Below are 22,551 nucleotides of genomic sequence, written 5' to 3'. Positions count from 1 at the left end.
CGGTTGTTGTTCTCATGTCAAGAATCACCTTTTGGGTGAGGCCTGACAACTAGCAAAAACCCCGCCAGATTTGCGCAGCATCTGGCGGGGGTGGCGGGATTGTAGTGAAAGAAAGTATCCCCTCAGTATTCATTCCCGTCCGTAATTACCCTGTGGCCGAATTTTTCTTTCGCAGTTCTTCCAGTTTGTCGGCAATTTTGATTTCCAGGCCCCTGCGCACGGGTTTGTAAAAACCGGGTTCGGGCATGCCTTCGGGCAAATAACGCTCGCCCGCAGCGAAACCGTCCTCTTCATCATGGGCGTAACGGTAGCCCTTGCCGTAGTCCAGCTGCTTCATGAGCTGGGTGGGCGCATTGCGCAAATGCATGGGCACCGGGCGGGTGCCGTCTTTTTTGACCCAGGCCTTGGCCTCGTTGAAGGCCTTGTAAGCGGCATTCGATTTGGGGGCCACGGCCAGGTAAATCACGCACTGGGCCAGCGTCAGCTCGCCCTCGGGGCTGCCCAAGCGCTCGTACACCTCGGCGGCGTCCAGCGCCATGCGCAGCGCACGCGGGTCGGCCAGGCCAATGTCTTCGCTGGCCATGCGGATCAAACGCCGAGCCATGTAGCGCGGGTCGGCACCGCCGTCGAGCATGCGCACGAACCAATAGAGGGCGGCATCGGGGTCGGAGCCACGCACCGATTTGTGCAGGGCGCTGATGGTGTCGTAGAACTGCTCGCCGCCTTTGTCATAGCGGCGCATGCGCTCGCCCAGCACACGCATCAACCAGGCGTCGGTCACCGGGTCGATGCTTTCCTGCTGGGCCGCCATGGCCAGGGTTTCCAGGGTGTTGAGCAAACGCCGGGCATCGCCATCGGCATAGGCCAGCAAGCGCGCCAGAGCCTCAGGCTCGATGGCGGGGATGGCTTGAATCGCCTGCGCCCGCAACACGATGCTTTGCAGGTCTTCTTCGGTCAGAGGCTGCAGCACATACACCGCCGCCCGCGACAACAAGGCCGAATTCACCTCGAAAGAAGGGTTCTCGGTGGTGGCCCCGATGAAGGTGAACAGGCCGCTTTCCACATGCGGCAAAAACGCGTCTTGCTGGCTTTTGTTGAAGCGGTGCACCTCGTCCACAAACATGATGGTGCGCTGAGGGTGCAAGCCTGTGCGGGCGGCTTCGGCTTTTTCCACCGCTTCGCGGATGTCCTTGACGCCACCCAGCACCGCGCTGATGCTCAAGAATTGCGCGTCAAACGCATCGGCCATCAAACGGGCGATGGTGGTTTTGCCCACACCCGGCGGCCCCCACAAAATGCAGCTGTGCGGCTGACCCGACTCAAACGCCAGGCGCAGTGCCATGCCCTCGCCCAACAAGTGCTGCTGGCCGATCACCTCCCCCAAGTGGCGCGGGCGCAAGCGCTCGGCCAAGGGGGCATGGGGCGAGAGACTGGCGGCTTTCATCGGCACCCGGACGGCATCAAGGCCGAATGACGTCCACGCCCGCCGGAGCCTTGAACACAAAAGTGCTGGCAGGCAAAACCGGGTTGAGCTCAAAAGCCGTGAAAGTGAGCAAGGAGCGCTGACCCAGGCTGTCCTGCACATCGAGCACGGCCAGCTCGGGGCCGTTTGGCGCCGCACGCAAACCCACCATCACCGAACGGATTTGCCCGTCCGGCGATTGGGGCGTGGCCCGCACCCATTGCAGACCGTCACGGTCTGGCTCGGGCGTGAACTGAAAGTCGTTTTTCAGGACCTGCAAATCCGAGGCCCCGGTGAGCAAGGCGGCAGGGGTCGAGCCCAGCGCCTGTGATTGCTGGCGGGCCGTGACCTGGTTCAGGTCCACATCGTGCAGCCACAAGGTCTGCCCATCGGCCACCAGGGTTTGCACAAAGGGCTTGCGGTAGTCAAAGCGGAATTTGCCGGGCCGCTGGAACTCGAAACGGCCACTGGAGGTTTTGGCTCGCGGGGTCTGGCCTGCGCGGCTGGGCGAAGTGACCACCTGGGTGAAGTCGGCGCGGCCGCTACGGGCCTGCTTCATGAACTGGGCCAGCAGGTCCACACTGTCCGCCTGCGCAGGCAGGGCCAATGACCACATAGCCACAGCCAGCACCAAGCTGCCGCCCCAAACCAGCACTGCTCGGCGCTGTTCAAGATTGTTTGTCATTCGGTTCACTCGGCCCGTGCGGGCACCAAAATTTCACGCTGACCACTGCCACTCATGGCACTGACCAGACCGGCTTTTTCCATGTCTTCCACCAAGCGGGCGGCTCGGTTGTAGCCGATCTTGAGGTGGCGCTGCACCAGCGAAATGCTGGCCTTGCGGTTTTTCAAGACCACTTCCACCGCCTGGTCGTACATTGGATCTTTCTCGCCACTGTCGCCCTCGCCCAGCATGCCGCCATCGTCGTCCACCGTGCCACCTTCGAGCACGCCCTCGATGTAGTCGGGCTCGCCCTGGCTCTTGAGGTAGCTCACCACGCGGTGCACTTCTTCGTCGCTGACAAAAGCGCCGTGCACGCGAATTGGGAAGCCCGTGCCCGAGGGCATGTACAACATATCGCCCATGCCCAGCAGGGCTTCGGCACCCATCTGATCGAGGATGGTGCGGCTGTCGATCTTGCTCGACACCTGAAAGGCAATGCGGGTCGGGATGTTGGCCTTGATCAGGCCCGTGATCACGTCCACGCTGGGGCGTTGGGTGGCCAAGATCAAATGGATACCGGCCGCACGGGCCTTCTGGGCCAAGCGTGCAATCAGCTCTTCAATCTTCTTGCCGACCACCATCATCAAGTCGGCCAACTCGTCAATCACCACCACAATGTGCGGCAGGCGCTTGAGCGGCTCAGGATCGTCCGGGGTGAGGCTGAAGGGGTTGTAGATGAACTCTTCGCGGGCAGTGGCTTCGTCGATTTTCTGGTTGTAACCAGCCAGATTGCGCACGCCCATCTTGCTCATCAACTTGTAGCGCTTTTCCATCTCGGCCACACACCAGTTCAGGCCGTGAGCGGCCTGGCGCATGTCGGTGACCACCGGGGCCAGCAGGTGCGGAATGCCTTCGTACACCGACATTTCCAGCATCTTGGGGTCGATCATCAACAGGCGCACATCACGTGCTTCGGCTTTGTAGAGCAGCGACAAAATCATGGCGTTGATACCCACCGACTTGCCCGAACCCGTGGTACCGGCCACCAAAACGTGCGGCATCTTGGCCAGATCGGCCACCACCGGGTTGCCAATGATGTCCTTGCCCAGGCCCATGGTCAGCAGGGACTTGGCCTCGTTGTAAACCTGTGACCCCAAAATCTCGCTGAGCTTGATCGACTGGCGCTTGGCGTTGGGCAACTCCAGCGCCATGAAATTCTTGCCGGGAATGGTCTCGATCACCCGGATGGACACCAGACTGAGCGAACGCGCCAGGTCTTTGGCCAGATTCACCACCTGCGAGCCTTTGACACCCGTGGCCGGCTCGATTTCGTAACGCGTGATCACCGGGCCTGGGGCTGCGGCCACCACACGCACCTCGACACCAAAATCCTTGAGCTTTTTCTCGATCAGGCGGCTGGTCATTTCCAGCGTCTCAGGGGACACCGTTTCTTGCCGCACGGACAAGCTGTCGAGCAAATCCACTTGCGGCAGCTTGCTGTCGGGCAGTTCGGTGAACAGGGGCTTCTGGCGCTCCTTGACCACCCGGTCGCTGCGCGGCACCTCCATCACGGTGGGCTCTATGACCCTGGGGACAGGAGGCGGCGCAGGCAATGGCACGGGCTCCAGATCGAGTTGACCTTCGGGTGCGGCCGTCAGAGGGTTCAGGTCCCATTGCGGCTCAATGGCCTGCAAGGGTGTGGTTTGCTCGCGTTCGCGCAGTGCCTTCTGGCCCAGGGCCAGATCCTCCTCAATTTCCCGCTTCACATGGCGGGACTGGATCAGACCGTCAATGCGGGCACCGATCGATTCGGCCAACTGCCCCCATGAAAACCGGAACACCATGGCGACACCCGCCACCACCAAGGCGATGCCCATCAAGGCCGCACCCGTGAAACCGAGCCAGCGCACGCTGGCGGAGCCGACCAGATAGCCCAGAACGCCGCCACTGTGCCCGGGCAAATGGGCCTCCAGCCGGTACAAGCGTGCCCACTCCATGCTGGCGCTGGCGGTCAGCAGCACCAGCAGGCCGAGCCAGAAAATCCAACGGCTGCGCGGGCCAGCCGCCACTTGGCCTGACGACTCTTCGTCGGAAGGACCGCGCATCCAGCGGGCCAAGCCGACCAACCAGGCACGGCCAGCGGCCGCCAGGCACCACCAGACGGAATACCCCAAACCGAAATAAGCCAAATCGGCCAGCCAGGCGCCCAAAGGCCCCACCCAATTGCGCACCCCCTGGCCGCTGCCCGAGGTAGACCAAGCCGGATCGGCAGGGTGGTAACTCATCAAAGCCAGCAGGCACAGCAGCAACAAGGCACCGCCCATCAACAAAACGATTTCCTGGGCGAATCGGGCCCAGAAAGTCTGAGGCGCCTCCAGCGCCTTGTCCCGGGCCGTCGGGTTGGTCAATGTGTGCAGGGAATAGGTCATAAATTAAGCCTCAAGCTTACCCGATCAGGCCCCATCCAGACCGCGGACAGCGCAGGCGCAAGACCTCTTTGCGCTTTGTCTTTGACGGTTTCTTACAATCAGACGATTCGGTGCATTGCACTGGCTTTCCTTTCAACCGACCGCCCAACCTGATCGCTCACCATGTCTGCCTCTGCCAAACACGCCCAAGTCCTGATTCTGGGCTCCGGCCCTGCCGGCTACACCGCCGCCGTCTACGCCGCCCGCGCCAACCTGAAACCTCTGCTGATCACCGGCATGGCCCAGGGTGGCCAGCTCATGACCACCACCGAAGTGGACAACTGGCCCGCCGACGTGCACGGCGTGCAAGGCCCGGACCTGATGCAACGCTTTCAGGAGCATGCCGAGCGCTTCAACACCGAAATCGTGTTTGACCACATCCACACCGTCAAGCTGGAGCAACGCCCCTTCACCCTGATCGGTGACAGCGGCACCTACACCTGCGACAGCCTGATCATCGCCACGGGCGCATCGGCCAAATACCTGGGTCTGCCCTCTGAAACTGCCTTCATGGGCCGCGGCGTGAGCGGCTGCGCCACCTGCGATGGCTTCTTCTACCGCGACCAGGTCTGCTGCGTCGTGGGTGGCGGCAACACCGCCGTCGAAGAAGCCCTGTACCTGTCCAACATCGCCAGCAAGGTCTATTTGATCCACCGCCGCGACAAGTTCAAGGCCGAGCCCATCTTGGTCGACAAGCTCATGGAGAAGGTCGCCGCTGGCAAGATCGAGCTCAAAACCTTCCAGACCCTGGAAGAAGTGCTGGGCGACGCTTCGGGAGTGACTGGCGTTCGCCTGAAAAGCACCAAAGATGGCTCCCTGCACGACGTCGAACTCAAGGGCTGCTTCATCGCCATTGGCCACGCCCCCAACACCGACATCTTCCAGGGCCAGCTGGAGCTCGAAAACGGCTACATCGTGACCCAAAGCGGCCTCAAAGGCTTTGCCACCCAGACCTCGGTGCCGGGCGTGTTCGCTGCGGGTGACGTGCAAGACCACGTCTACCGCCAGGCCATCACCAGCGCAGGCACGGGCTGCATGGCCGCGCTCGATGCGCAGCGTTTTCTGGAACAGCACAACGGTTAACGCCTTGCGGACCTGAGTTTTCCTGCCAACGGATTGCAAATGGGTGCAGGGGGGTGCCTGCCGGGGTGATGTGGCCAAGCGAAGCGCCTTCTGAACCCCGGAAGGCACCCCCCTGCGCCCACCCACCAAGGGCAAAACTCCCCAGGCTTCAAGGCGTTCAACAAAAAAGCCCCCGCTTTCTGGCTATAATTCAAGGCTTTGCTGGAACTGCCCGGGTTGTCATTCGGGATCACGGAGCCAGCGATCTGGGATACCGCCACCCATCTTGGCGAGGTGAGGCTGGAACGCCAGGCCCCATGCAAATCTGCATGAGGCCCATCGGCACCGGCTGTTTGAAAAGTATCGGAGTGTCCACATGGCACGCGTTTGCGACGTAACGGGCAAAGGCCCAATGACCGGGAACAACGTTTCCCACGCCAACAACAAAACCAAGCGCCGGTTCCTGCCGAACCTGCAATACCGTCGTTTCTGGGTCGAGAGCGAAAACCGTTGGGTGCGTCTGCGCGTCTCCAGCGCCGCTCTGCGCCTGATCGATAAAAATGGCATCGATGCCGTTCTCGCTGACCTGCGCGAACGCGGTCAAGCCTAAACCCAGAACATTAGGAGTCATCTACCATGGCAACCAAAGGCGGACGCGAAAAAATCAAGCTGGAATCCACAGCTGGCACTGGTCACTTCTACACGACCAGCAAAAACAAGAAAACCATGCCCGAGAAAATGTCGATCATGAAGTTCGACCCCAAAGCTCGCAAGCACGTGGAATACAAGGAAATCAAGCTGAAGTGATTCGGCCTGAGCCTTGCAACAAAAAACCCGCTGTTCATGCAGCGGGTTTTTTTATGCCTGAAATGGGCGAATGTGGCACTCTGTGCAGCTTCGCACTGCCAGCTGCGGCACATCAATGGCCATACCAACCCGGGCCTAAGAGCCTTCGACCGGCATGGATACCCGCATGCGCGGGTATGACAAGTGCGCGCCGGTATCACTACCCGATCCAAAACAAAAGGGCCCGAAGGCCCTTTTGGGAACGACTGCTGGCAAAGATCAGGCCGCTTGGCGCACGGCACGCAACTTGACCGAGAAGTCGCGCAAGGCGGCGATGCCGCTTTCTTCGGCGCGGCGGCACCAGGCTTGCAAATCGGCGGCCAGTTGCTCGCGTGAGTGCGAGGTGTTCAGCCAAATCTGGCTGAGCTCTTCACGCATTTGCACCATTTTGTCGAGCACGGGGCTCGCGGCGCGGGCTTGCTTGAGCTGGGCTTGAGCAGACGCAGGGACTTTAGCCGCATCGCGGTGCAACCAGCGTTGCGCCGTCTTCAGGGCATGGGCATCCAGTTTGATCTTGCTGGCTTCTTGCTGCATGACGGTTTTCACGTTGCGGGCGTAACCGGCCATCACTTCGTAACGGTTGGCGATCAGGGCTTCCAGCGTCTTCTCGTCGGCCACAGGGCGAATGTCACCATAAGCCAAGCGGGGCGGCGTCTTCTTGACGGTGGCCAAACCCAGCGTTTCCAGGGTGCGGATGTACAACCAGCCGATGTCGAACTCGTAGGGCTTGACCGACAGCTTGGCCGAAGTGGGGTAGGTGTGGTGGTTGTTGTGCAACTCTTCGCCACCGATCAGGATGCCCCAGGGCGAAATGTTGGTGCTGGCGTCGTGCGCCTCAAAGTTGCGGTAACCCCAGTAGTGCGCCGCGCCATTGATGATGCCGGCGGCGGTGATCGGGATCCAGGCCATTTGCACGGCCCAAACGGTCAGACCGATGAAGCCAAACAGCGCCACGTCGATGATCAGCATCAGGGCCACACCTTGCCAGGAAAAGCGGGTGTAGAGGTTGCGCTCGATCCAGTCGTCGGGCGTGCCGTGGCCGTAGCGCTGCAGGGTTTCCTTGTTCTTGGATTCCTTGCGGTACAGCTCGGCCCCGGTGAACAACACGGTCTTGATGCCATGCACATGCGGGCTGTGGGGGTCTTCGGCCTGCTCGCACTTGGCGTGGTGCTTGCGGTGGATGGCCGCCCACTCCTTGGTCACCTGGCCGGTGGTCAACCACAGCCAGAAACGGAAAAAGTGCGAGGGAATGGCGTGCAGGTCCAAGGCGCGGTGCGCCTGGTGACGGTGCAGGAAAATGGTGACGCTGGCGATGGTGATGTGGGTCAGGCCCAAGGTGATCAACACCATTTGCCACCAAGCCAAATCGAACAGGCCATGGCCCATCCAATGAATGATTGCATCGAGAAAAGCCCAATCAGGCAACAACATGAGTTCGTCTTTCTACTGACGCCTGATTTCAGGCAATTTGTTGATTTTAAGTTTTCCAGCCCCAAAAGGACAGCTGTTTCGACCGTTTTCAAACAGAATGAAACAGAAAATTCACTTTCTGACCCAAGCTGCAGCGAAAAATCCGTCCGTCGCATGGCGATGGGGCCAAAGCCTCAGGAATGTGCCGGCAGGCGGGGCATCGGGGCTGGCATCGCCCGAGGGGGCCGGTGAGCACAGGCTGGCGGCGTGGGGCACTTTGAGCCTGTCGAGTTCCTGGGCCACATTCAAAGGGACAAAGTCCGGGTTGGCGGCACTGAAAGCTTGCGCAATCCGTTCGTTTTCCTCAGGCAACACACTGCAGGTGGCATACACCAGGCGACCGCCCGACTTGACCATCCGGGAAGCACTTTGCAGGATGGCTTGCTGCTTTTCAGTCAGCTCTTGCACAGCTTGGGGTTTTTGCCGCCATTTCAAGTCAGGATTGCGGCGCAAGGTGCCCAGGCCCGAGCAGGGTGCATCGACCAGCACGCGGTCGATCTTGCCAGACAGGCGTTTCACGCGCTCATCGCGCTCGTGCGCAATGGCCGCCGGGTGCACATTCGACAAGCCGCTGCGGGCCATGCGGGGTTTGAGGGCATCGAGGCGGTGGCCCGAAACGTCAAACGCGTACAAACGGCCCGTGCTGCGCATGGCCGCGCCCAGCGCCAGCGTTTTGCCGCCCGCACCCGCACAAAAGTCCACCACCATCTCGCCCCGGTGCGCATCCACCAGCAAGGCCAGCAGCTGCGACCCCTCATCCTGCACTTCAATCGCACCCCGGGTGAAGGCATCGGTCTTTTGCAAAGCGGGTTTGCCTTGCAGACGCAAACCCCAAGGCGAGTAAGGCGTGGGCTCGGAAGCGATGCCCGCTTGTGCCAGCTCTTTCTGGATGTCGCTGCGTTTGGCTTGCAGCATGTTCACGCGCAAGTCCAGCGTGCCAGGCTGCTGCAAATGCTCGGCCAAGTCCCAAAAATCCTCGCCCAACTGGGCTTGCAGGGCTTGCGCCATCCAGTCGGGCAGGTTGTGGCGGTGCGGGGCCATCAAGGCGTCGGCCGGGATGGCATCACAAGTGGCGAGCCATTTTTTCTCGGTGTCGTTGAGCGCAGAGGCCAGAAAATCGCGCGGGCCAAAAAAGCCCAAAATCGCCAGCTTGCGCTCTTTGGCGCCGGTGCCCGAGCGGGCCAGCTGCTCAAACAGCAGCTTTTTGCGCAGCACGGCAAAAGCGGTTTCGGCCAAAGTGGCGCGTTCGCGTGGGCCCAGCGAGCGGTGTTCGCGGAAATAGCGCGACACCACGGCGTCGGCGGGATGTTCAAATTGGAGGACCAGCCTGACCAGATCGGCGCAGGCGTCTAAAAGGGCTTTTGGATGCATAGGGGCGTATTGTCCCATTCCGCTGGCCCGTCTCAAACCTCAAGCACAAAGCCATGACCGAAGATTTGCCACCCCTGATCGAAACGCCCCAAGGTCTGTACCGCCATTACAAAGGCGGCCAATACCGCGTGCTGGGCACCGTGCGCCACAGCGAAGACCTGCAGCCCATGACGCTGTACCAGGCGCTCTATGGCGAGCAAGGCCTGTGGGTCAGGCCTGCGGCCATGTTTACCGAAGTGGGCGAGTTCAATGGAAAAGTGCAACCGCGCTTTGAACGCATCGGCGATTAAGCCAAAAACTGAGCAATCGCCTGCGGATAAATCAGGTGCTCTTGGCTGAGCACACGCGCCGCCAAAGTGTCAGGGGTGTCGTCCGGTAGCACTGGCACCACCGCCTGCGCCAGGATGCTGCCATGGTCCAGCTCGGCCGTGACCTGGTGCACCGTGGCCCCGGCAAAACGGCAACCGGCATCGATCGCCCGCTGGTGCGTGTTCAGCCCCGGGAAAGCAGGCAACAAGGACGGGTGGATGTTGAGCAAGCGCCCGGCGTAATGGGCCACAAAACCGGGGGTCAGGATGCGCATGAAGCCCGCCAGCACCACCAAAGCGGGCGCATGCCGGTCGATCTCGGCCATCAGGGCCGCATCAAAGTCTTCGCGGCTGGCAAAGGCCTTGTGGTCGAGCACCTGGGTCGCGATGCCGTGGTCTTGGGCGAAAGCCAGGCCCGGGGCATCGGCCCGGTTGCTGAGCACGGCAGCCACCCGGGCGTTCAAGCGTTGGGCCCAGCGGCCCTGCTCTGCGGCACGCACGATGGCGGCCATGTTGGAGCCCGAGCCCGAAATCAGAATGACGATGTTTCTCATGAAGGGCTGGATTATCCCTGCAGGCCCCGGGTCTGCCGACATTTGTCGCACCAAGGACATGCCGGATCGGCCTGCGCGTGATAAAAAGCACGGTCGTTTGATTTTGAGAGAAAACCCCATGGATTTGGCATTCACCCCCGAAGAGCTAGCTTTCCGCGACGAGATTCGCACCTGGGTCAAGGCAAACTTGCCCGCTGACATTTCGCACAAAGTGCACAACGCCATGCGCCTGACGCGTGACGACATGCAGCGCTGGGCCAAGATTTTGGGCAAAAAAGGCTGGCTGGGCTGGGGCTGGCCCACGCAGTTTGGCGGCCCGGGCTGGACCGCCGTGCAAAAACATTTGTTCGAAGAAGAATGCGCCCTGGCGGGTGCCCCCCGCGTCGTGCCTTTTGGCCCGGTGATGGTGGCCCCCGTGATCATGGCTTTTGGCAACGCCGAGCAGCAAAAACGCTTTTTGCCCGGCATCGCCAGCGGCGAAGTCTGGTGGAGCCAGGGCTACAGCGAGCCGGGCTCCGGCTCGGACCTGGCCTCGCTCAAAACCCGCGCCGAGCGCGTGGGCGACAAATACATCGTCAACGGCCAGAAAACCTGGACCACCCTGGGCCAATACGGCGAGTGGATCTTCTGCCTGGTGCGCACCAGCACCGAAGGCAAGCCGCAGACCGGCATCTCCTTCTTGTTGATCGACATGAAGTCGCCCGGCATCACCGTGCGCCCCATCAAGCTGCTGGACGGCGAGTGTGAAGTCAACGAAGTCTGGTTTGACAACGTCGAAGTGCCCGCCGAAAACCTGATCGGCGAAGAAAACAAGGGCTGGAACTACGCCAAACACCTGCTGGCCCACGAGCGCACCAACATCGCCGACGTGAACCGCGCCAAGCGTGAGCTGGAGCGCTTGAAGCGCATCGCCAAAACCGAAGGCGTGTACGACGACCTGCGCTTCCGCGACGAAATCGCCAAGCTCGAAGTCGACATCGTGGCGCTGGAGATGCTGGTGCTGCGCGTCTTGTCGGCCGAAAAATCCGGCAAGAACTCGCTCGACATCGCAGGCCTCTTGAAGATCAAGGGCAGCGAGATCCAGCAACGCTACACCGAGCTGATGATGCAGGCCGCTGGCCCCTTTGCCCTGCCCTTCATCTTCGAAGCCATGGACGCAGGCTGGCAAGGCAACTTCCCAGGCGGCACGCTGGCCAACGCCCCCCTGGCCGCCAACTACTTCAACATGCGCAAGACCACCATTTACGGCGGCAGCAACGAAGTGCAACGCAACATCGTCGCCCAGACAGTTCTGGGTTAAGGAGACACACATGGATTTCGATTTTTCTGACGACCAGGAACAACTGCGCGACGCGGTGCGCAAATGGGTGGACAAGGGCTACGACTTTGACCGCCGCCGCGCCATCGTCGCTGCAGGCGGTTTTGACCGCGCTGCTTACGGCGAAATGGCCGAGCTGGGCCTGACGGGCCTGTATGTGAGCGAAGAGCACGGCGGGATGGGCATGGGCCCCACCGAAGCCATGGTCGCCATGGAAGAGCTCGGCCGCGGCATCGTGCTCGAACCGCTGACCCAAACCCTGATCACCAGCGCCACGCTGCAAACCCACGCCCCGGCTGCCCTGCAAGCCGCTTGGTTGCCGCGCATCGCGGCAGGCGAAGCCATCGTGGTGCTGGCGCAGCAAGAGCGCGGCGCCCGTTACCAACTCGGCCGCTGCGCGGCACAAGCCACCGAATCGAACGGTGCATGGTTGGTGACCGGCACCAAGAGCGTGGTGGCTGTGGGTGACCAGGCCGATGCCTTTGTGGTGCCCGCCACCGTGAACGGCCAGATCGCCCTGTTTTTGGTCGAGCGCAGCGCCAGCGGTGTGAGCACCCAGGCCTACGGCACGCAAGACGGCTCACGCGCTGCCGAAGTCGTGCTCAAGCAAGCCCCCGCGCAGCTGATCACCCTGAACGGCCTGAGCGCTTTGGAAGAAGCCGTGGACATCGGCATCGCCTGCACCTGCGCCGAAGCCGTGGGCGTGATGGACAAAACCATGGCCATCACCGTGGACTACATGAACACGCGCAAGCAGTTTGGGGTGGCGATTGCCAGCTTCCAGGCCCTGCGCCACCGCGTGGCCGACATGAAGATGCAGCTGGAGTTGGGCCGCTCGATGAGCTATTACGCCAGCCTCAAGCTGCACGCGCCCGCCGACGAGCGCCGCCGCGCCCTGGCCCGTGCCAAGTACCAACTGGGCGTGTCCATGCGCTTCATCGGCCAGCAAGCGGTGCAGCTGCATGGCGGCATTGCCGTCACCGACGAGTACATCGTGAGCCACTACTTCAAGAAATTGACGCAGCTGGACATGACCTTTGGTGACACCCTGCACCAGCTGGGCGAAGTGTCGGCCCGCATGCAGGAAACCGCTGGCGTGTTCGCCTGAGGGAAACCTCAGGCCTTGGTGGGTCTGTGGGAGGCTGCCCCTGCGGCCGAATGCATGCCGTATCGCGTGCACACATTCGCGAGCAGGGGCTCGCTCCCACAGACGACCTCACTTTTTGACTGCGCCTCACTCCGCCTCCCGCACCCGCAAAAAAGAAGCAAAGCGCGGCAAGCCCGAAGGTGTGCGTTCGCGGTAACGGTAAGTCACCCAGGCCCCCACGGGCGGCGGGTTGCGACGCTGAGCATCGCTCAATCCAGACCCCAAGGCAAAGCGCTGACCCGAAGGCATCTGCACCAACAAAGCCCCGGTGATGCCCGCCAAACGCCCTTTGCCCGCCTGGTACCCCACCACCAAGCCCTCTTCGTCAGGCTCGGGCTTGAGCTTGAAGAGCGCATCGCTGCGGCCGGGCTGCCACAGGGCATCGGCACGGTGCAGCATCAGCCCCTCGCCGCCTTGCCGCACTGTCTCCTGCAAAAGCGCTTGCAAAGTGCGGGCGTCGCTCACCTCGCGCTGCGCCACGGGCATCAGCCAGGGCTGCTGCGCTTGCGCCAGTGTGGATTGCACAAAAGCCACCCGCTGCGCAAACGGGGCGGCATGGCCAGGCGCGTCAAACACCAGGTACTTCACCGCCCGCCAGGCCTCGTCGTCGGGTTCGGTCTGACGCACCACACCTGAGAGCCGGTCAAACGCCCCGCGCGCCATCCACAGCTCGCCGTCGAGCGCCACCCGGGGCAAGGCCGACAAGAACCAAGTGGGGGCCGCCAGCATACGGCCACTGCGAAAACGCAAGACCTGCCCATCCCAGACGGCCCGAACGCCGTCGAATTTCTCACTCACCAGAAAACCTTGCGGAGATCGTCCTGGAGGCCAAGGCATGGCCAGCTGAACGCCATGCGATCCCCCAGACTGAACCGGCCCCAAGGCCTGTGCGCCGACATGGGGCAAGAGCCAGGGCGACAGCAGCAGCGCCGACAAGCTGGCGCGACGGCTCGGGCTGAGGCCGGATGTCAAAGGCTGAGGCATGGTCGGTCTCCCTGAACGCCCCAACACCTGGCATGGCCTTGAGAGCCAGCAGGAATGAGGTCTTTTGTTTAAAGGAAGTGATGATGCGGCGCTTTGCCCGCCAACGCAAGCCGCGTGACCAAGCTGCCCGTTCAGGCCATCAAACGCGAATTCTTGGGGACATGTGCCATCAAAAACGCCATCTGGTCTGCCAGGATGCGGCGGTTGCGCAAGATGAAGTCCTCCCACAGGCTGGGCACATAGGGCGCGTACAGCAAAGGCATCTTGGCTTGTTCGGGCGTGCGGCTGCTTTTGCGGTGGTTGCAGGAGCGGCAAGCCGTGACCACGTTCATCCAGTGGTCGGGACCGTTCTGGCACAGGGGCACGATGTGTTCACGGGTCAACACCGACTCGTGGAAATGCCCACCGCAATACGCGCACAGGTTGCGGTCGCGCACAAAGAGTTTGGTGTTGGTGAGGCCCGGGCGCATGTCAAACGGGTTGATGCGGGGCACGCCCTGGGTGCCGATGATGCTGTTGACGGTGATGATGGATTGCTGCCCGGTGAGCGCGTTGTGTCCGCCATGAAAAACGGCCACTTGCTGACCCGCTTCCCAACGCACCTCATCGGCCGCGTAATGCGTGACCGCCTGCTCCAGCGTGATCCACGATTGCGGCAAGCCTTGGGCCGAGAGTTTCAAAACCTTCACAGACGCCTCCATCCAACAGTTCAAAAAAACCACTGACACGAAAAGTTCCGTCTCGATTGGGCCCCGAGCGCTGGGGTGCCACCGCTGGGGAATCGGGCTCAGTCACAATATACCCTCTTACATTGACAAATCCGTGAAAGCTGGCGCTTGCCCAGCGCACAGGCAGGACATGAGCAGCGACATGAAGGTTTTCCGAGGCTTCCACCACCCCGACTTGGCCCCCGCCTGCGCTCTGACCATTGGCAACTTCGACGGTGTACACCGTGGCCACCAGGCCATGCTGGCGCTGTTGCGCAGCGAAGCCGCGCACCGCGGCGTGCCCAGCTGCGTGATGACCTTCGAGCCCCACCCCCGTGACTACTTTGCCAGGGCGCTGAACAAGCCCGATCTGGCCCCGGCCCGCATCGCCACGCTGCGCGACAAGTTGCAGGAACTCGAGCGCTGTGGCGTCGACCAGGTGGTGGTGCTGCCTTTTGATGCACGGCTGGCCAGCCAGTCGCCCGAAGACTTCATCCAGCAAGTGCTGGTCAGGGGCCTGGGCGTGCGCTACGTGCTGGTGGGCGACGATTTCCGCTTTGGCGCGAAACGCGCGGGCGACTACGCCATGCTCGACGCCGCAGGCCAGCGCCTGGGCTTTGACGTGGCCCGCATGAACAGCTACGAGGTGCATGGCCTGCGCGTGTCCAGCTCGGCCGTGCGCGAGGCCTTGGGCCAGGGCCGCATGCAGGACGTGGCCGCTCTGCTGGGCCGCCCCTACAGCATCAGCGGCCATGTGGTGCATGGGCGCAAGCTCGGCCGCGAGTTGGCCGCCACAGCGCAAGGCGCTGGCGACGGCTTTCGGACGTTGAATTTGCGTTTCTCGCACTGGAAACCCGCCGCCAGCGGCATCTTTGTGGTGCAGGTGCATGGCCTGGCCGAACAGGCCCTGCGGGGCGTGGCCAATCTGGGCATCCGCCCCTCGCTGGACCCTCATGACGTGAACGGCGGCCGCGTGCTGCTCGAGACCCACGCCTTCGACTGGCCCGCCCATCTGGGGGCCGAGGGGGGCTACGGTAAAATCATCCGCGTGGACTTGCTGCATAAATTACACGACGAGCTCAAATACGACGGTCTGGACGCCCTGACTCAGGGCATTGCCAAAGACTGCGACGATGCACAAGCGTGGTTTGCCTCCCGCCATGGTGAAACCAGCCGCCAAACCACCCGCGACCGAATTTGACGCTCCGGCCCTCGTTTGCTGCCCTTCGACAGGCTCAGGGCGAACGACCTCCACGGCCCACCCCCTCTTGATCTCTCCGAACGGCCCGCCGCTCGGGCTGAGCTTGTCGAAGCCCTCTCGACCCGACGCACCATGACCGACAAAACCCAGAACCCCGACACCCGCATCAACATGATGGACACCCCCTTCCCGATGCGCGGCGACCTGCCCAAGCGCGAGCCGGGCTGGGTCAAAGACTGGAACGACGGCGGTCTGTACAAAAAACTGCGCGCCGCGCGCCAGGGTGCCCCGCTGTTCGTGCTGCACGACGGCCCGCCCTACGCCAATGGCAAGCTGCACATCGGCCACGCGCTCAACAAGGTGCTCAAGGACATGATCGTCAAGTCCAAGCAGCTCGCTGGCTTTGACGCGCAATACATCCCTGGCTGGGACTGCCACGGCCTGCCGATCGAAAACGCGATTGAAAAACTGCACGGCCGTAACCTGAGCCGTGACGACATGCAGGCCAAGAGCCGCGCCTTTGCCACCGAGCAAATCAGCCAGCAGCGCGAAGACTTCAAGCGCCTGGGCGTGCTGGGCGACTGGGAGCGCCCCTACCGCACCATGGACCCGGCCAACGAAGCCGGTGAAATCCGTGCCTTCAAGCGCGTGATCGAGCGCGGCTTTGTGTACCGGGGCCTCAAGCCCGTGTACTGGTGCTTTGACTGTGGCTCTTCGCTGGCCGAGTTCGAAATCGAATACCAGGACAAGCAAAGCGACACGCTGGACGTGGCCTTTGAAACCGATGACGCGGCCAAGCTCGCTGCCGCCTTTGGCTTGACGGCACTGCCCGCGGGCCAAAGCGGCTTTGCCGTGATCTGGACCACCACCGCCTGGACCATCCCCGCCAACCAGGCCCTGAACGCCCACCCCGAGCTGACCTATGCGCTGGTGCAAACCGACAAGGGCTGCCTGGTGCTGGCCGAATCGCTGGTGGACAAATGCCTGGAGCGCTTTGGCCTGCAAGGCGGCACGGTGCTGGCCACCGCCAAAGGCACGGCGCTGGGCGGCCTGAACTTCCGCCACCCCTTGTACGACGTGGACGAGGGCTACAAGCGCCTGTCGCCCGTGTACCTGGCCGAATACGTCAGCGACAGCGACGGCACAGGCCTGGTCCACTCCTCGCCCGCATACGGCGTGGACGACTTCAACTCCTGCATCGCCAACGGCCTGAAGTACGACGACATCCTGAACCCGGTGCAAGGCAATGGCACCTACGCGGCCGACTTCCCCCTGTTCGGCGGCCTGCACATCTGGAAAGCCATTCCGGTCATCCTGGACGCCCTGCGGGGCGCGGGCCGCTTGCTGTCCACCGTGACCATCACCCACAGCTACCCGCACTGCTGGCGTCACAAAACGCCCGTCATCTACCGCGCCGCCGCCCAGTGGTTTGTGCGCATGGACGAGGGCGAGGGTGTGTTCACGAAGGACAAAGCGCCCAAAACCCTGCGCCAGCTGGCGCTCGACGCCATCGAGCAAACCCAGTTCTACCCCGAAAACGGCAAATCCCGCCTGCGCGACATGATCGCCAACCGCCCGGACTGGTGCATCTCGCGCCAGCGCTCATGGGGCGTGCCTGTGCCCTTCTTCCTGCACAAGGACAGCGGCGAGCTGCACCCGCGCACCATGGAGATCCTGGACCAGGCCGCCGACATCGTGGAAAAAGGCGGTATCGAAGCCTGGAGCCGCGTGACGGTGGAAGAGATGCTGGGCGCACAAGACGCGCCCCACTACACCAAGAGCACCGACATCCTGGAGGTCTGGTTCGACTCCGGTTCCACCTTCCAGCATGTGCTGCGCGGCAGCCACAAGGACGCTTACGGCGTGCCGCCCTTCCACAACGAAGGTCCTGAGGCCGACCTGTACCTGGAAGGCCACGACCAGCACCGCGGCTGGTTCCACTCTTCGCTCTTGCTGGGCTGCGCCCTGTACGACCGCGCCCCTTACCGGGGCCTCTTGACCCACGGCTTTGCCACCGATGGCCAGGGCCGCAAGATGAGCAAGAGTTTGGGCAACACGGTGGACCCGCAAACCGTGACCAGCAAAATGGGCGCTGAAATCGTGCGCCTGTGGGTGGCGTCCACCGATTACTCGGGCGACCTGAACATCGACGACAAAATCCTGGCCCGCGTGGTCGACGCCTACCGCCGCATCCGCAACACGCTGCGCTTCCTGCTGGCCAACGTGAGCGACTTCGACCCGGCGCTTGATGCCGTGCCCGACGACCAGCTGCTGGAAATCGACCGCTTTGCCCTGGCCCGCGCCGCCGAGTTGCAGGCCGACATCCGCACCCACTTCGACAAGTACGAGTTCCACCCCGTGGTCTCCAAGCTGCAGATCTACTGCTCGGAAGACCTGGGCGCGTTCTACCTGGATGTGCTGAAAGACCGCCTGTACACCACCGCCCCCAAGTCGCTGGCCCGCCGCAGTGCGCAAACCGCGCTCTACCGCATCACCCACGGCATGCTGCGCTGGATGGCACCCTTCCTGTCCTTCACCGCCGAAGAAGCCTGGAGCACCTTTGGCCAGTCGGAGTCCATCTTCCTGGAAACCTTCAGCGACTTCGGTGCGGCCGATGCCGCGTTGCTCACCAAATGGGCCCGCATCCGCGAAATCCGCGACCTGGTGAACAAGGACATCGAAAACCTGCGCTCTGCTGGCCAGGTGGGGGCCTCGCTGCAAGCCGAGATCACGCTCACCGCGCCTGCCGCTGACCACGCCTTGCTGGCCAGCCTGGGCGCGGACATCAAGTTCGTGTTCATCACCTCCAAAGTCACTGTGCAGGCGGGCGATGCATTGGCCGTGCAAGTGACGCCCAGCCAAGCCACCAAATGCGAGCGCTGCTGGCACTACGCGGACGACGTGGGTGTTGATGCCGCCCACCCCACCATTTGCGGCCGCTGCATCAGCAACCTGCACGGCGCGGGCGAAACCCGCCAGGTCGCCTGAAGTTCAAGCACCCACCACACAAGGCAAACCCATGGCCAGCTCCAGAAAATTCGGCAAAGGCGGCTCCGGCAAAAGCCCCGGCATGGCGCTGTGGCTGGGCATCGCCCTCTTGGTGCTGTTGATCGACCAGTTCACCAAGGTGCTGGTGCTGGGCGCCTTTCAGCTGGGCGACAGCACGCCCATCACCTCGTTTTTCAACCTGGTGCGGGTGCACAACCATGGCGCGGCGTTTTCGTTTCTGGCGGGAGCAGGCGGCTGGCAGCGCTGGTTTTTCACCGGCATCGGCGTGGTGGCGGCCCTTTTCATGGTCTGGATGCTGCGCTCGCACGCGGGCCAAAAACTCTTTTGCCTGGCCATCGCGCTCATCCTGGGCGGAGCCATTGGCAATGTGATCGACCGCCTGCTGCACGGCTACGTGGTCGACTTTCTGGACTTCTACTGGGGTGGCTGGCACTTCCCGGCCTTCAATGTGGCCGACAGCGGCATCAGCGTGGGTGCGGCCCTGCTGATCCTGGACGAAATTTTGCGGGTCCGGCGCGGGCGTTGAGCCACACCGCCTGCACCTTCAACCCCACCGAGTTGGCCAATGGGCGCTGCGGATGGCCGATTTGCTGGCACGAAGCGACTGATGAGGCCATCTGCACCGCCCGGTGGCCAACACCCACAACGGCCAGATCTCATGTAAGCTGGTCGACCTGATTGAAAAACACGGAGATCCCCATGCCCGGATTGCTGCCCCACATCGACCCCGATGGCCTGCTTGAGTTTTCGGTGGTCTACACCGATCGCGCCCTGAACCACATGTCCAAACGCTTTGGCGGCGTGATGACCGACATCTCGCGCATGCTCAAAACCGTCTACGGCGCGCACTCGGTCGCACTGGTCCCCGGCAGCGGCACCTTCGGCATGGAGTCGGTGGCCCGCCAGTTCGCTACTGGCCAGCATGTGATGGTGATCCGCAACGGCTGGTTCAGCTTCCGCTGGACGCAGATTTTTGACATGGGCCAGATCCCCAAGAGCCACAGCGTGCTCAAAGCCCGCCGCATCGCAGACGGCGCGCAAGCGGCCTGGGCTCCTGCCCCGATCGCCGAAGTGACCGCTGCCATTGCCGCCGAAAAACCCGCCTTGGTGTTTGCCCCCCACGTCGAAACCGCGGCCGGCATGATCCTGCCCGACGATTACCTCAAGGCCGTGGCCGATGCGGTGCATGCCGTGGGCGGCCTGTTTGTGCTGGACTGCATCGCCTCGGGCGCGATGTGGGTGGACATGAAGGCCACAGGCGTGGATGTGCTGATCAGCGCCCCGCAAAAAGGCTGGAGCAGCTCACCTTGCTGCGCCATGGTCATGATGAGCGAACGCGCCCGTAAGGCCATCGACAACACCACCAGCACCACCTTCGCCATGGACCTCAAAAAATGGCTGCAGGTGATGGAGACCTACGAAGGCGGTGGCCACATGTACCACACCACCTTGCCCACCGACGCACTGCAGCGCCTGCAGGAAGCCATGCTGGAAACCGAGGCCTACGGCTTTGCCAAGGTGCGCGAAGAGCAAATGGCGCTGGGCCGCGCAGTGCGCGCCTTGCTGCTGGAGCACGGCTTCCCCAGCGTGGCCGCGCCCGGCTTCGAAGCCCCCGGTGTGGTGGTGAGCTACACCACCGACCCCGAGATCCAGAGCAGCAAGAAGTTCCTGGCCTTGGGTCTGCAGACGGCCGCAGGGGTTCCCCTGCAGTGCGACGAACCCGCCGACTTCCGCACCTTCCGCATGGGCCTGTTCGGTCTGGACAAGTGGCACCAGGTGCCACGCACGCTGCAGCACCTGCGCGATGCGCTGGAAACCATTGCGCCGAAGGCCAAGTTGGCGGCCTGATTCAGGTCAATCGCCCAATAAAAAACCGCTGCCCTGAGGGCAGCGGTTTTTTTTCATTTTGGGCCGACGCTGGACAGCGCCAACACCCCGACCATCACAAAGTGATGATGGTGCAACCCGTGGTCTTGCGGGCTTCCAGTGCCTTGTGGGCTTCCTGGATCTGTGCCAAGGGGAAGGTCTGTTCGATGTGGATCTTGACCTTGCCGCTGGTCACTGCCTCGAACAGTTCATCGGCCATGGCCTGGGTGTTTTCGCGGGTGGTGATGTGGCTGAACAAGGTCTGGCGTGTCACATAGATCGAACCCTTGTTGCCCAGGATGCCAGGGGGGAACGGCGGCACAGGGCCTGAGGCATTGCCAAAGCTGGCCATCAGGCCAAACGGGGCCAGGCAGTCGAGCGACTTGTCCCAAGTGTCTTTGCCCACCGAGTCGTAGACCACCTTCACGCCCGCGCCGCCCGTGATCTCTTTGACCTTGGCCTGGAAGTCTTCGGTGGCGTAGTTGATGCAGAACTCGGCGCCATTGGCTTTGGCCAGTGCGCACTTGGCATCACTGCCTGCCGTGCCGATCAGGCGCAAGCCCAAAGCCTTGGCCCACTGGCACGCGATCAAACCCACACCGCCAGCGGCGGCATGGAACAGCACAAAGTCACCTGCTTTCAAGCCGCCCTGGGGCAGCGTGCGCTTGAGCAAATATTGGGCTGTCAGGCCCTTGAGCATCATGGCCGCGCCCGTCTCGAACGAGATCGCGTCGGGCAATTTACACACGCACTTGGCGGGCATGACACGCACTTCGCAGTAGCTGCCGGGTGGCTGGCTGGCATAGGCGGCGCGGTCACCCACCTTCAGGTGCGTGACGCCTTCGCCCACGGCCTCGACCACACCCGAGGCTTCCATGCCCAGCTTGAGCGGCATGGGCAGCTGGTACAAGCCGCTGCGCTGGTAAACGTCGATGAAGTTCAGGCCGATGGCCTTGTGGCGAATGCGGATCTCGCCAGGACCGGGTTCGCCCACGGTCACATCGACCAGCTTCATGACTTCGGGACCACCGTGTTGATCGATCTGGACTGCAAGGGTCATGGGAATTTCTCCTGAAAGTGTGAAAGCAAACGATGCGTGACTTTGCCACGAATCACGAGCGGGCGTTCAGGGTGGGGACAGATCGGCGACAGCGGGAAAACCCGAATGCCGATACAGTGCCGCATGTCCCAAAAACTCTCTCCCGGCACGGCCTTGATGCTGACCGTGCCCCCCCTGCTGTGGGCTGGCAACGCGGTCATTGGCCGTTTGGTCAACACCCTGGTGCCGCCCATCACGCTCAACCTCTTGCGCTGGGCCGTGGCCTTCGTGATTTTGTTGCCGCTGGCTTCCTGGGTTTTGCGCCGCAGCAGTGGGCTGTGGCCCCACTGGCGGCGTTTTGCCTTGCTCAGCTTGCTGGGCGTGGGCTGCTACAACGCGCTGCAATACCTGGCCCTGCAAACCTCCACCCCACTGAATGTGACCTTGGTGGCCGCCAGTGGACCGGTCTGGATGCTGGCCATCGGGGCGCTGTTTTTTCAGGCTCCGGTGCGCCGCGCCCAGGTGTATGGCGCGGCGCTGTCGATCGTGGGCGTGCTGGTGGTGCTGTCGCGAGGCGACTGGGCGCAGCTTTTGGCCGTGCGCCTGGTGATTGGCGATTTATTCATCTTGCTGGCCGTGGCGTGTTGGTCCTGGTACAGCTGGCTGCTCAGCCGCAGGGACGAGCCCGAAGCGATTCGCCAAGACTGGGCCGCATTCTTGCTCGCGCAGGTGGTGTTTGGCCTGGCCTGGTCCGGCCTGTTCGCGGGCCTGGAGTGGGGGCTGACGGATGCCCACATCACCTGGGGTTGGCCACTGATCAGCGCCTTGGCTTTTGTGGCCATTGGCCCGGCCGTGCTGGCCTACCGCTGCTGGGGCCTCGGCATCCAGCGGGCAGGCCCCGCAGTGGCGGGCTTTTTTGCCAACCTCACACCGCTGTTCGCGGCCATCTTCTCGGCGGCATTTCTGGGCGAGCTGCCACAGCTGTTTCACGCGCTGGCGTTTGCGCTGATCATCGGTGGCATTTGGGTGTCATCCCGGCATTGAAAGCACGCTGCCAGCTGAGATTCGCAAGCAG

Annotated in this window: 20 protein-coding genes; 11 read left to right on the top strand and 9 right to left on the bottom strand. The window is 62.6% G+C overall.

All coding sequences use genetic code 11. The features are described from left to right. Positions 1-145 precede the first annotated feature (145 nt). Genes ACZ5RT_RS02675 through ACZ5RT_RS02665 form a run of 3 tightly spaced genes read right to left on the bottom strand, consistent with a single transcriptional unit; the run spans position 146 to position 4,555 of the window. Positions 146-1,444: a replication-associated recombination protein A gene (locus ACZ5RT_RS02675; protein ID WP_291923733.1), complete on the bottom strand. Its 1,299-nt coding sequence runs from the start codon at positions 1,442-1,444 to the stop codon at positions 146-148. Positions 1,445-1,460: 16 nt separating this feature from the next. Further along, on the bottom strand, positions 1,461-2,147 hold the full coding sequence (gene lolA, locus ACZ5RT_RS02670; protein ID WP_464453422.1) for an outer membrane lipoprotein periplasmic chaperone LolA: 687 nt from the start codon (positions 2,145-2,147) through the stop codon (positions 1,461-1,463). Positions 2,148-2,152: 5 nt separating this feature from the next. Then, the gene (locus ACZ5RT_RS02665) at positions 2,153-4,555 is read right to left on the bottom strand and encodes a DNA translocase FtsK (RefSeq protein ID WP_108426935.1); all 2,403 of its coding nucleotides are present in this window, start codon (positions 4,553-4,555) and stop codon (positions 2,153-2,155) included. Between the two features lie 162 nt (positions 4,556-4,717). Here ACZ5RT_RS02665 and trxB point away from each other — a divergent pair, with 162 nt between their 5' ends. From trxB to rpmG, 3 genes are all read left to right on the top strand, one after another. Next, positions 4,718-5,677, top strand: a complete 960-nt coding sequence (gene trxB / locus ACZ5RT_RS02660) for a thioredoxin-disulfide reductase (protein WP_108426936.1) — start codon at positions 4,718-4,720, stop codon at positions 5,675-5,677. Positions 5,678-6,032: 355 nt separating this feature from the next. After that, positions 6,033-6,266, top strand: a complete 234-nt coding sequence (rpmB, locus tag ACZ5RT_RS02655) for a 50S ribosomal protein L28 (RefSeq protein WP_108426937.1) — start codon at positions 6,033-6,035, stop codon at positions 6,264-6,266. Between the two features lie 26 nt (positions 6,267-6,292). Beyond that, the gene (gene rpmG, locus ACZ5RT_RS02650; RefSeq protein WP_006298735.1) at positions 6,293-6,463 is read left to right on the top strand and encodes a 50S ribosomal protein L33; all 171 of its coding nucleotides are present in this window, start codon (positions 6,293-6,295) and stop codon (positions 6,461-6,463) included. A gap of 258 nt (positions 6,464-6,721) precedes the next feature. Here the strand turns inward: rpmG and ACZ5RT_RS02645 are convergent, their stop codons facing one another. Beyond that, entirely contained in the window at positions 6,722-7,933 is a 1,212-nt protein-coding gene (locus ACZ5RT_RS02645) for a DesA family fatty acid desaturase (protein ID WP_291924437.1), read from the bottom strand. A 111-nt stretch (positions 7,934-8,044) separates the two neighbouring features. Then, a complete protein-coding gene (locus tag ACZ5RT_RS02640) occupies positions 8,045-9,343 on the bottom strand; it encodes an RsmB/NOP family class I SAM-dependent RNA methyltransferase (RefSeq protein ID WP_464453421.1) in 1,299 nt (432 codons plus the stop codon). 53 nt (positions 9,344-9,396) lie between these two features. On the opposite strand from ACZ5RT_RS02640, the gene ACZ5RT_RS02635 reads away from it, so the two are divergent. Continuing rightward, positions 9,397-9,633: a DUF1653 domain-containing protein gene (locus ACZ5RT_RS02635; RefSeq protein ID WP_291924441.1), complete on the top strand. Its 237-nt coding sequence runs from the start codon at positions 9,397-9,399 to the stop codon at positions 9,631-9,633. Here ACZ5RT_RS02635 and purN read toward each other — a convergent pair. Further along, positions 9,630-10,205, bottom strand: a complete 576-nt coding sequence (gene purN, locus ACZ5RT_RS02630; RefSeq protein ID WP_464453420.1) for a phosphoribosylglycinamide formyltransferase — start codon at positions 10,203-10,205, stop codon at positions 9,630-9,632. The genes ACZ5RT_RS02635 and purN overlap by 4 nt on opposite strands. 118 nt (positions 10,206-10,323) lie before the next feature. On the opposite strand from purN, the gene ACZ5RT_RS02625 reads away from it, so the two are divergent. Both ACZ5RT_RS02625 and ACZ5RT_RS02620 read left to right on the top strand, forming a co-directional pair. After that, on the top strand, positions 10,324-11,505 hold the full coding sequence (locus ACZ5RT_RS02625; RefSeq protein WP_108426942.1) for an acyl-CoA dehydrogenase family protein: 1,182 nt from the start codon (positions 10,324-10,326) through the stop codon (positions 11,503-11,505). 10 nt (positions 11,506-11,515) lie between these two features. Beyond that, the gene (locus ACZ5RT_RS02620) at positions 11,516-12,631 is read left to right on the top strand and encodes an acyl-CoA dehydrogenase family protein (RefSeq protein WP_464453419.1); all 1,116 of its coding nucleotides are present in this window, start codon (positions 11,516-11,518) and stop codon (positions 12,629-12,631) included. 126 nt (positions 12,632-12,757) lie between these two features. Here the strand turns inward: ACZ5RT_RS02620 and ACZ5RT_RS02615 are convergent, their stop codons facing one another. Then, positions 12,758-13,654, bottom strand: a complete 897-nt coding sequence (locus tag ACZ5RT_RS02615; RefSeq protein WP_464453418.1) for a DNA ligase — start codon at positions 13,652-13,654, stop codon at positions 12,758-12,760. 131 nt (positions 13,655-13,785) lie between these two features. After that, positions 13,786-14,343, bottom strand: a complete 558-nt coding sequence (locus ACZ5RT_RS02610; protein ID WP_108427148.1) for an HNH endonuclease — start codon at positions 14,341-14,343, stop codon at positions 13,786-13,788. A gap of 181 nt (positions 14,344-14,524) precedes the next feature. Here ACZ5RT_RS02610 and ACZ5RT_RS02605 point away from each other — a divergent pair, with 181 nt between their 5' ends. The 4 genes from ACZ5RT_RS02605 to ACZ5RT_RS02590 all read left to right on the top strand — a co-directional run bounded on the left by ACZ5RT_RS02605 (position 14,525) and on the right by ACZ5RT_RS02590 (position 20,419). Further along, positions 14,525-15,562 carry a bifunctional riboflavin kinase/FAD synthetase gene (locus ACZ5RT_RS02605; RefSeq protein WP_464453417.1) on the top strand — a complete coding sequence of 346 codons (1,038 nt, stop codon included), beginning with the start codon at positions 14,525-14,527 and terminating at the stop codon, positions 15,560-15,562. A gap of 132 nt (positions 15,563-15,694) precedes the next feature. Then, on the top strand, positions 15,695-18,550 hold the full coding sequence (gene ileS / locus ACZ5RT_RS02600) for an isoleucine--tRNA ligase (RefSeq protein WP_464453416.1): 2,856 nt from the start codon (positions 15,695-15,697) through the stop codon (positions 18,548-18,550). 31 nt (positions 18,551-18,581) lie between these two features. Further along, complete coding sequence (gene lspA / locus ACZ5RT_RS02595; RefSeq protein ID WP_108426946.1) at positions 18,582-19,097, top strand: signal peptidase II; 516 nt, start codon at positions 18,582-18,584, stop codon at positions 19,095-19,097. Positions 19,098-19,270: 173 nt separating this feature from the next. Further along, a complete protein-coding gene (locus ACZ5RT_RS02590) occupies positions 19,271-20,419 on the top strand; it encodes an aminotransferase class V-fold PLP-dependent enzyme (protein ID WP_464453415.1) in 1,149 nt (382 codons plus the stop codon). Between the two features lie 94 nt (positions 20,420-20,513). On the opposite strand, the gene ACZ5RT_RS02585 is transcribed toward ACZ5RT_RS02590, so the two are convergent. Next, positions 20,514-21,497, bottom strand: coding sequence for a quinone oxidoreductase family protein (locus tag ACZ5RT_RS02585; protein ID WP_108426948.1), 984 nt, complete (start codon positions 21,495-21,497; stop codon positions 20,514-20,516). Between the two features lie 123 nt (positions 21,498-21,620). Here ACZ5RT_RS02585 and ACZ5RT_RS02580 point away from each other — a divergent pair, with 123 nt between their 5' ends. Continuing rightward, positions 21,621-22,520 carry a DMT family transporter gene (locus ACZ5RT_RS02580; RefSeq protein WP_291924458.1) on the top strand — a complete coding sequence of 300 codons (900 nt, stop codon included), beginning with the start codon at positions 21,621-21,623 and terminating at the stop codon, positions 22,518-22,520. Positions 22,521-22,551 lie beyond the last annotated feature (31 nt).

It is taken from the genome of Limnohabitans sp. TEGF003 (assembly GCF_055395455.1).
Note: the sequence above shows the minus strand (reverse complement) of the source record. Positions and strands in the feature narration are given on the sequence as shown.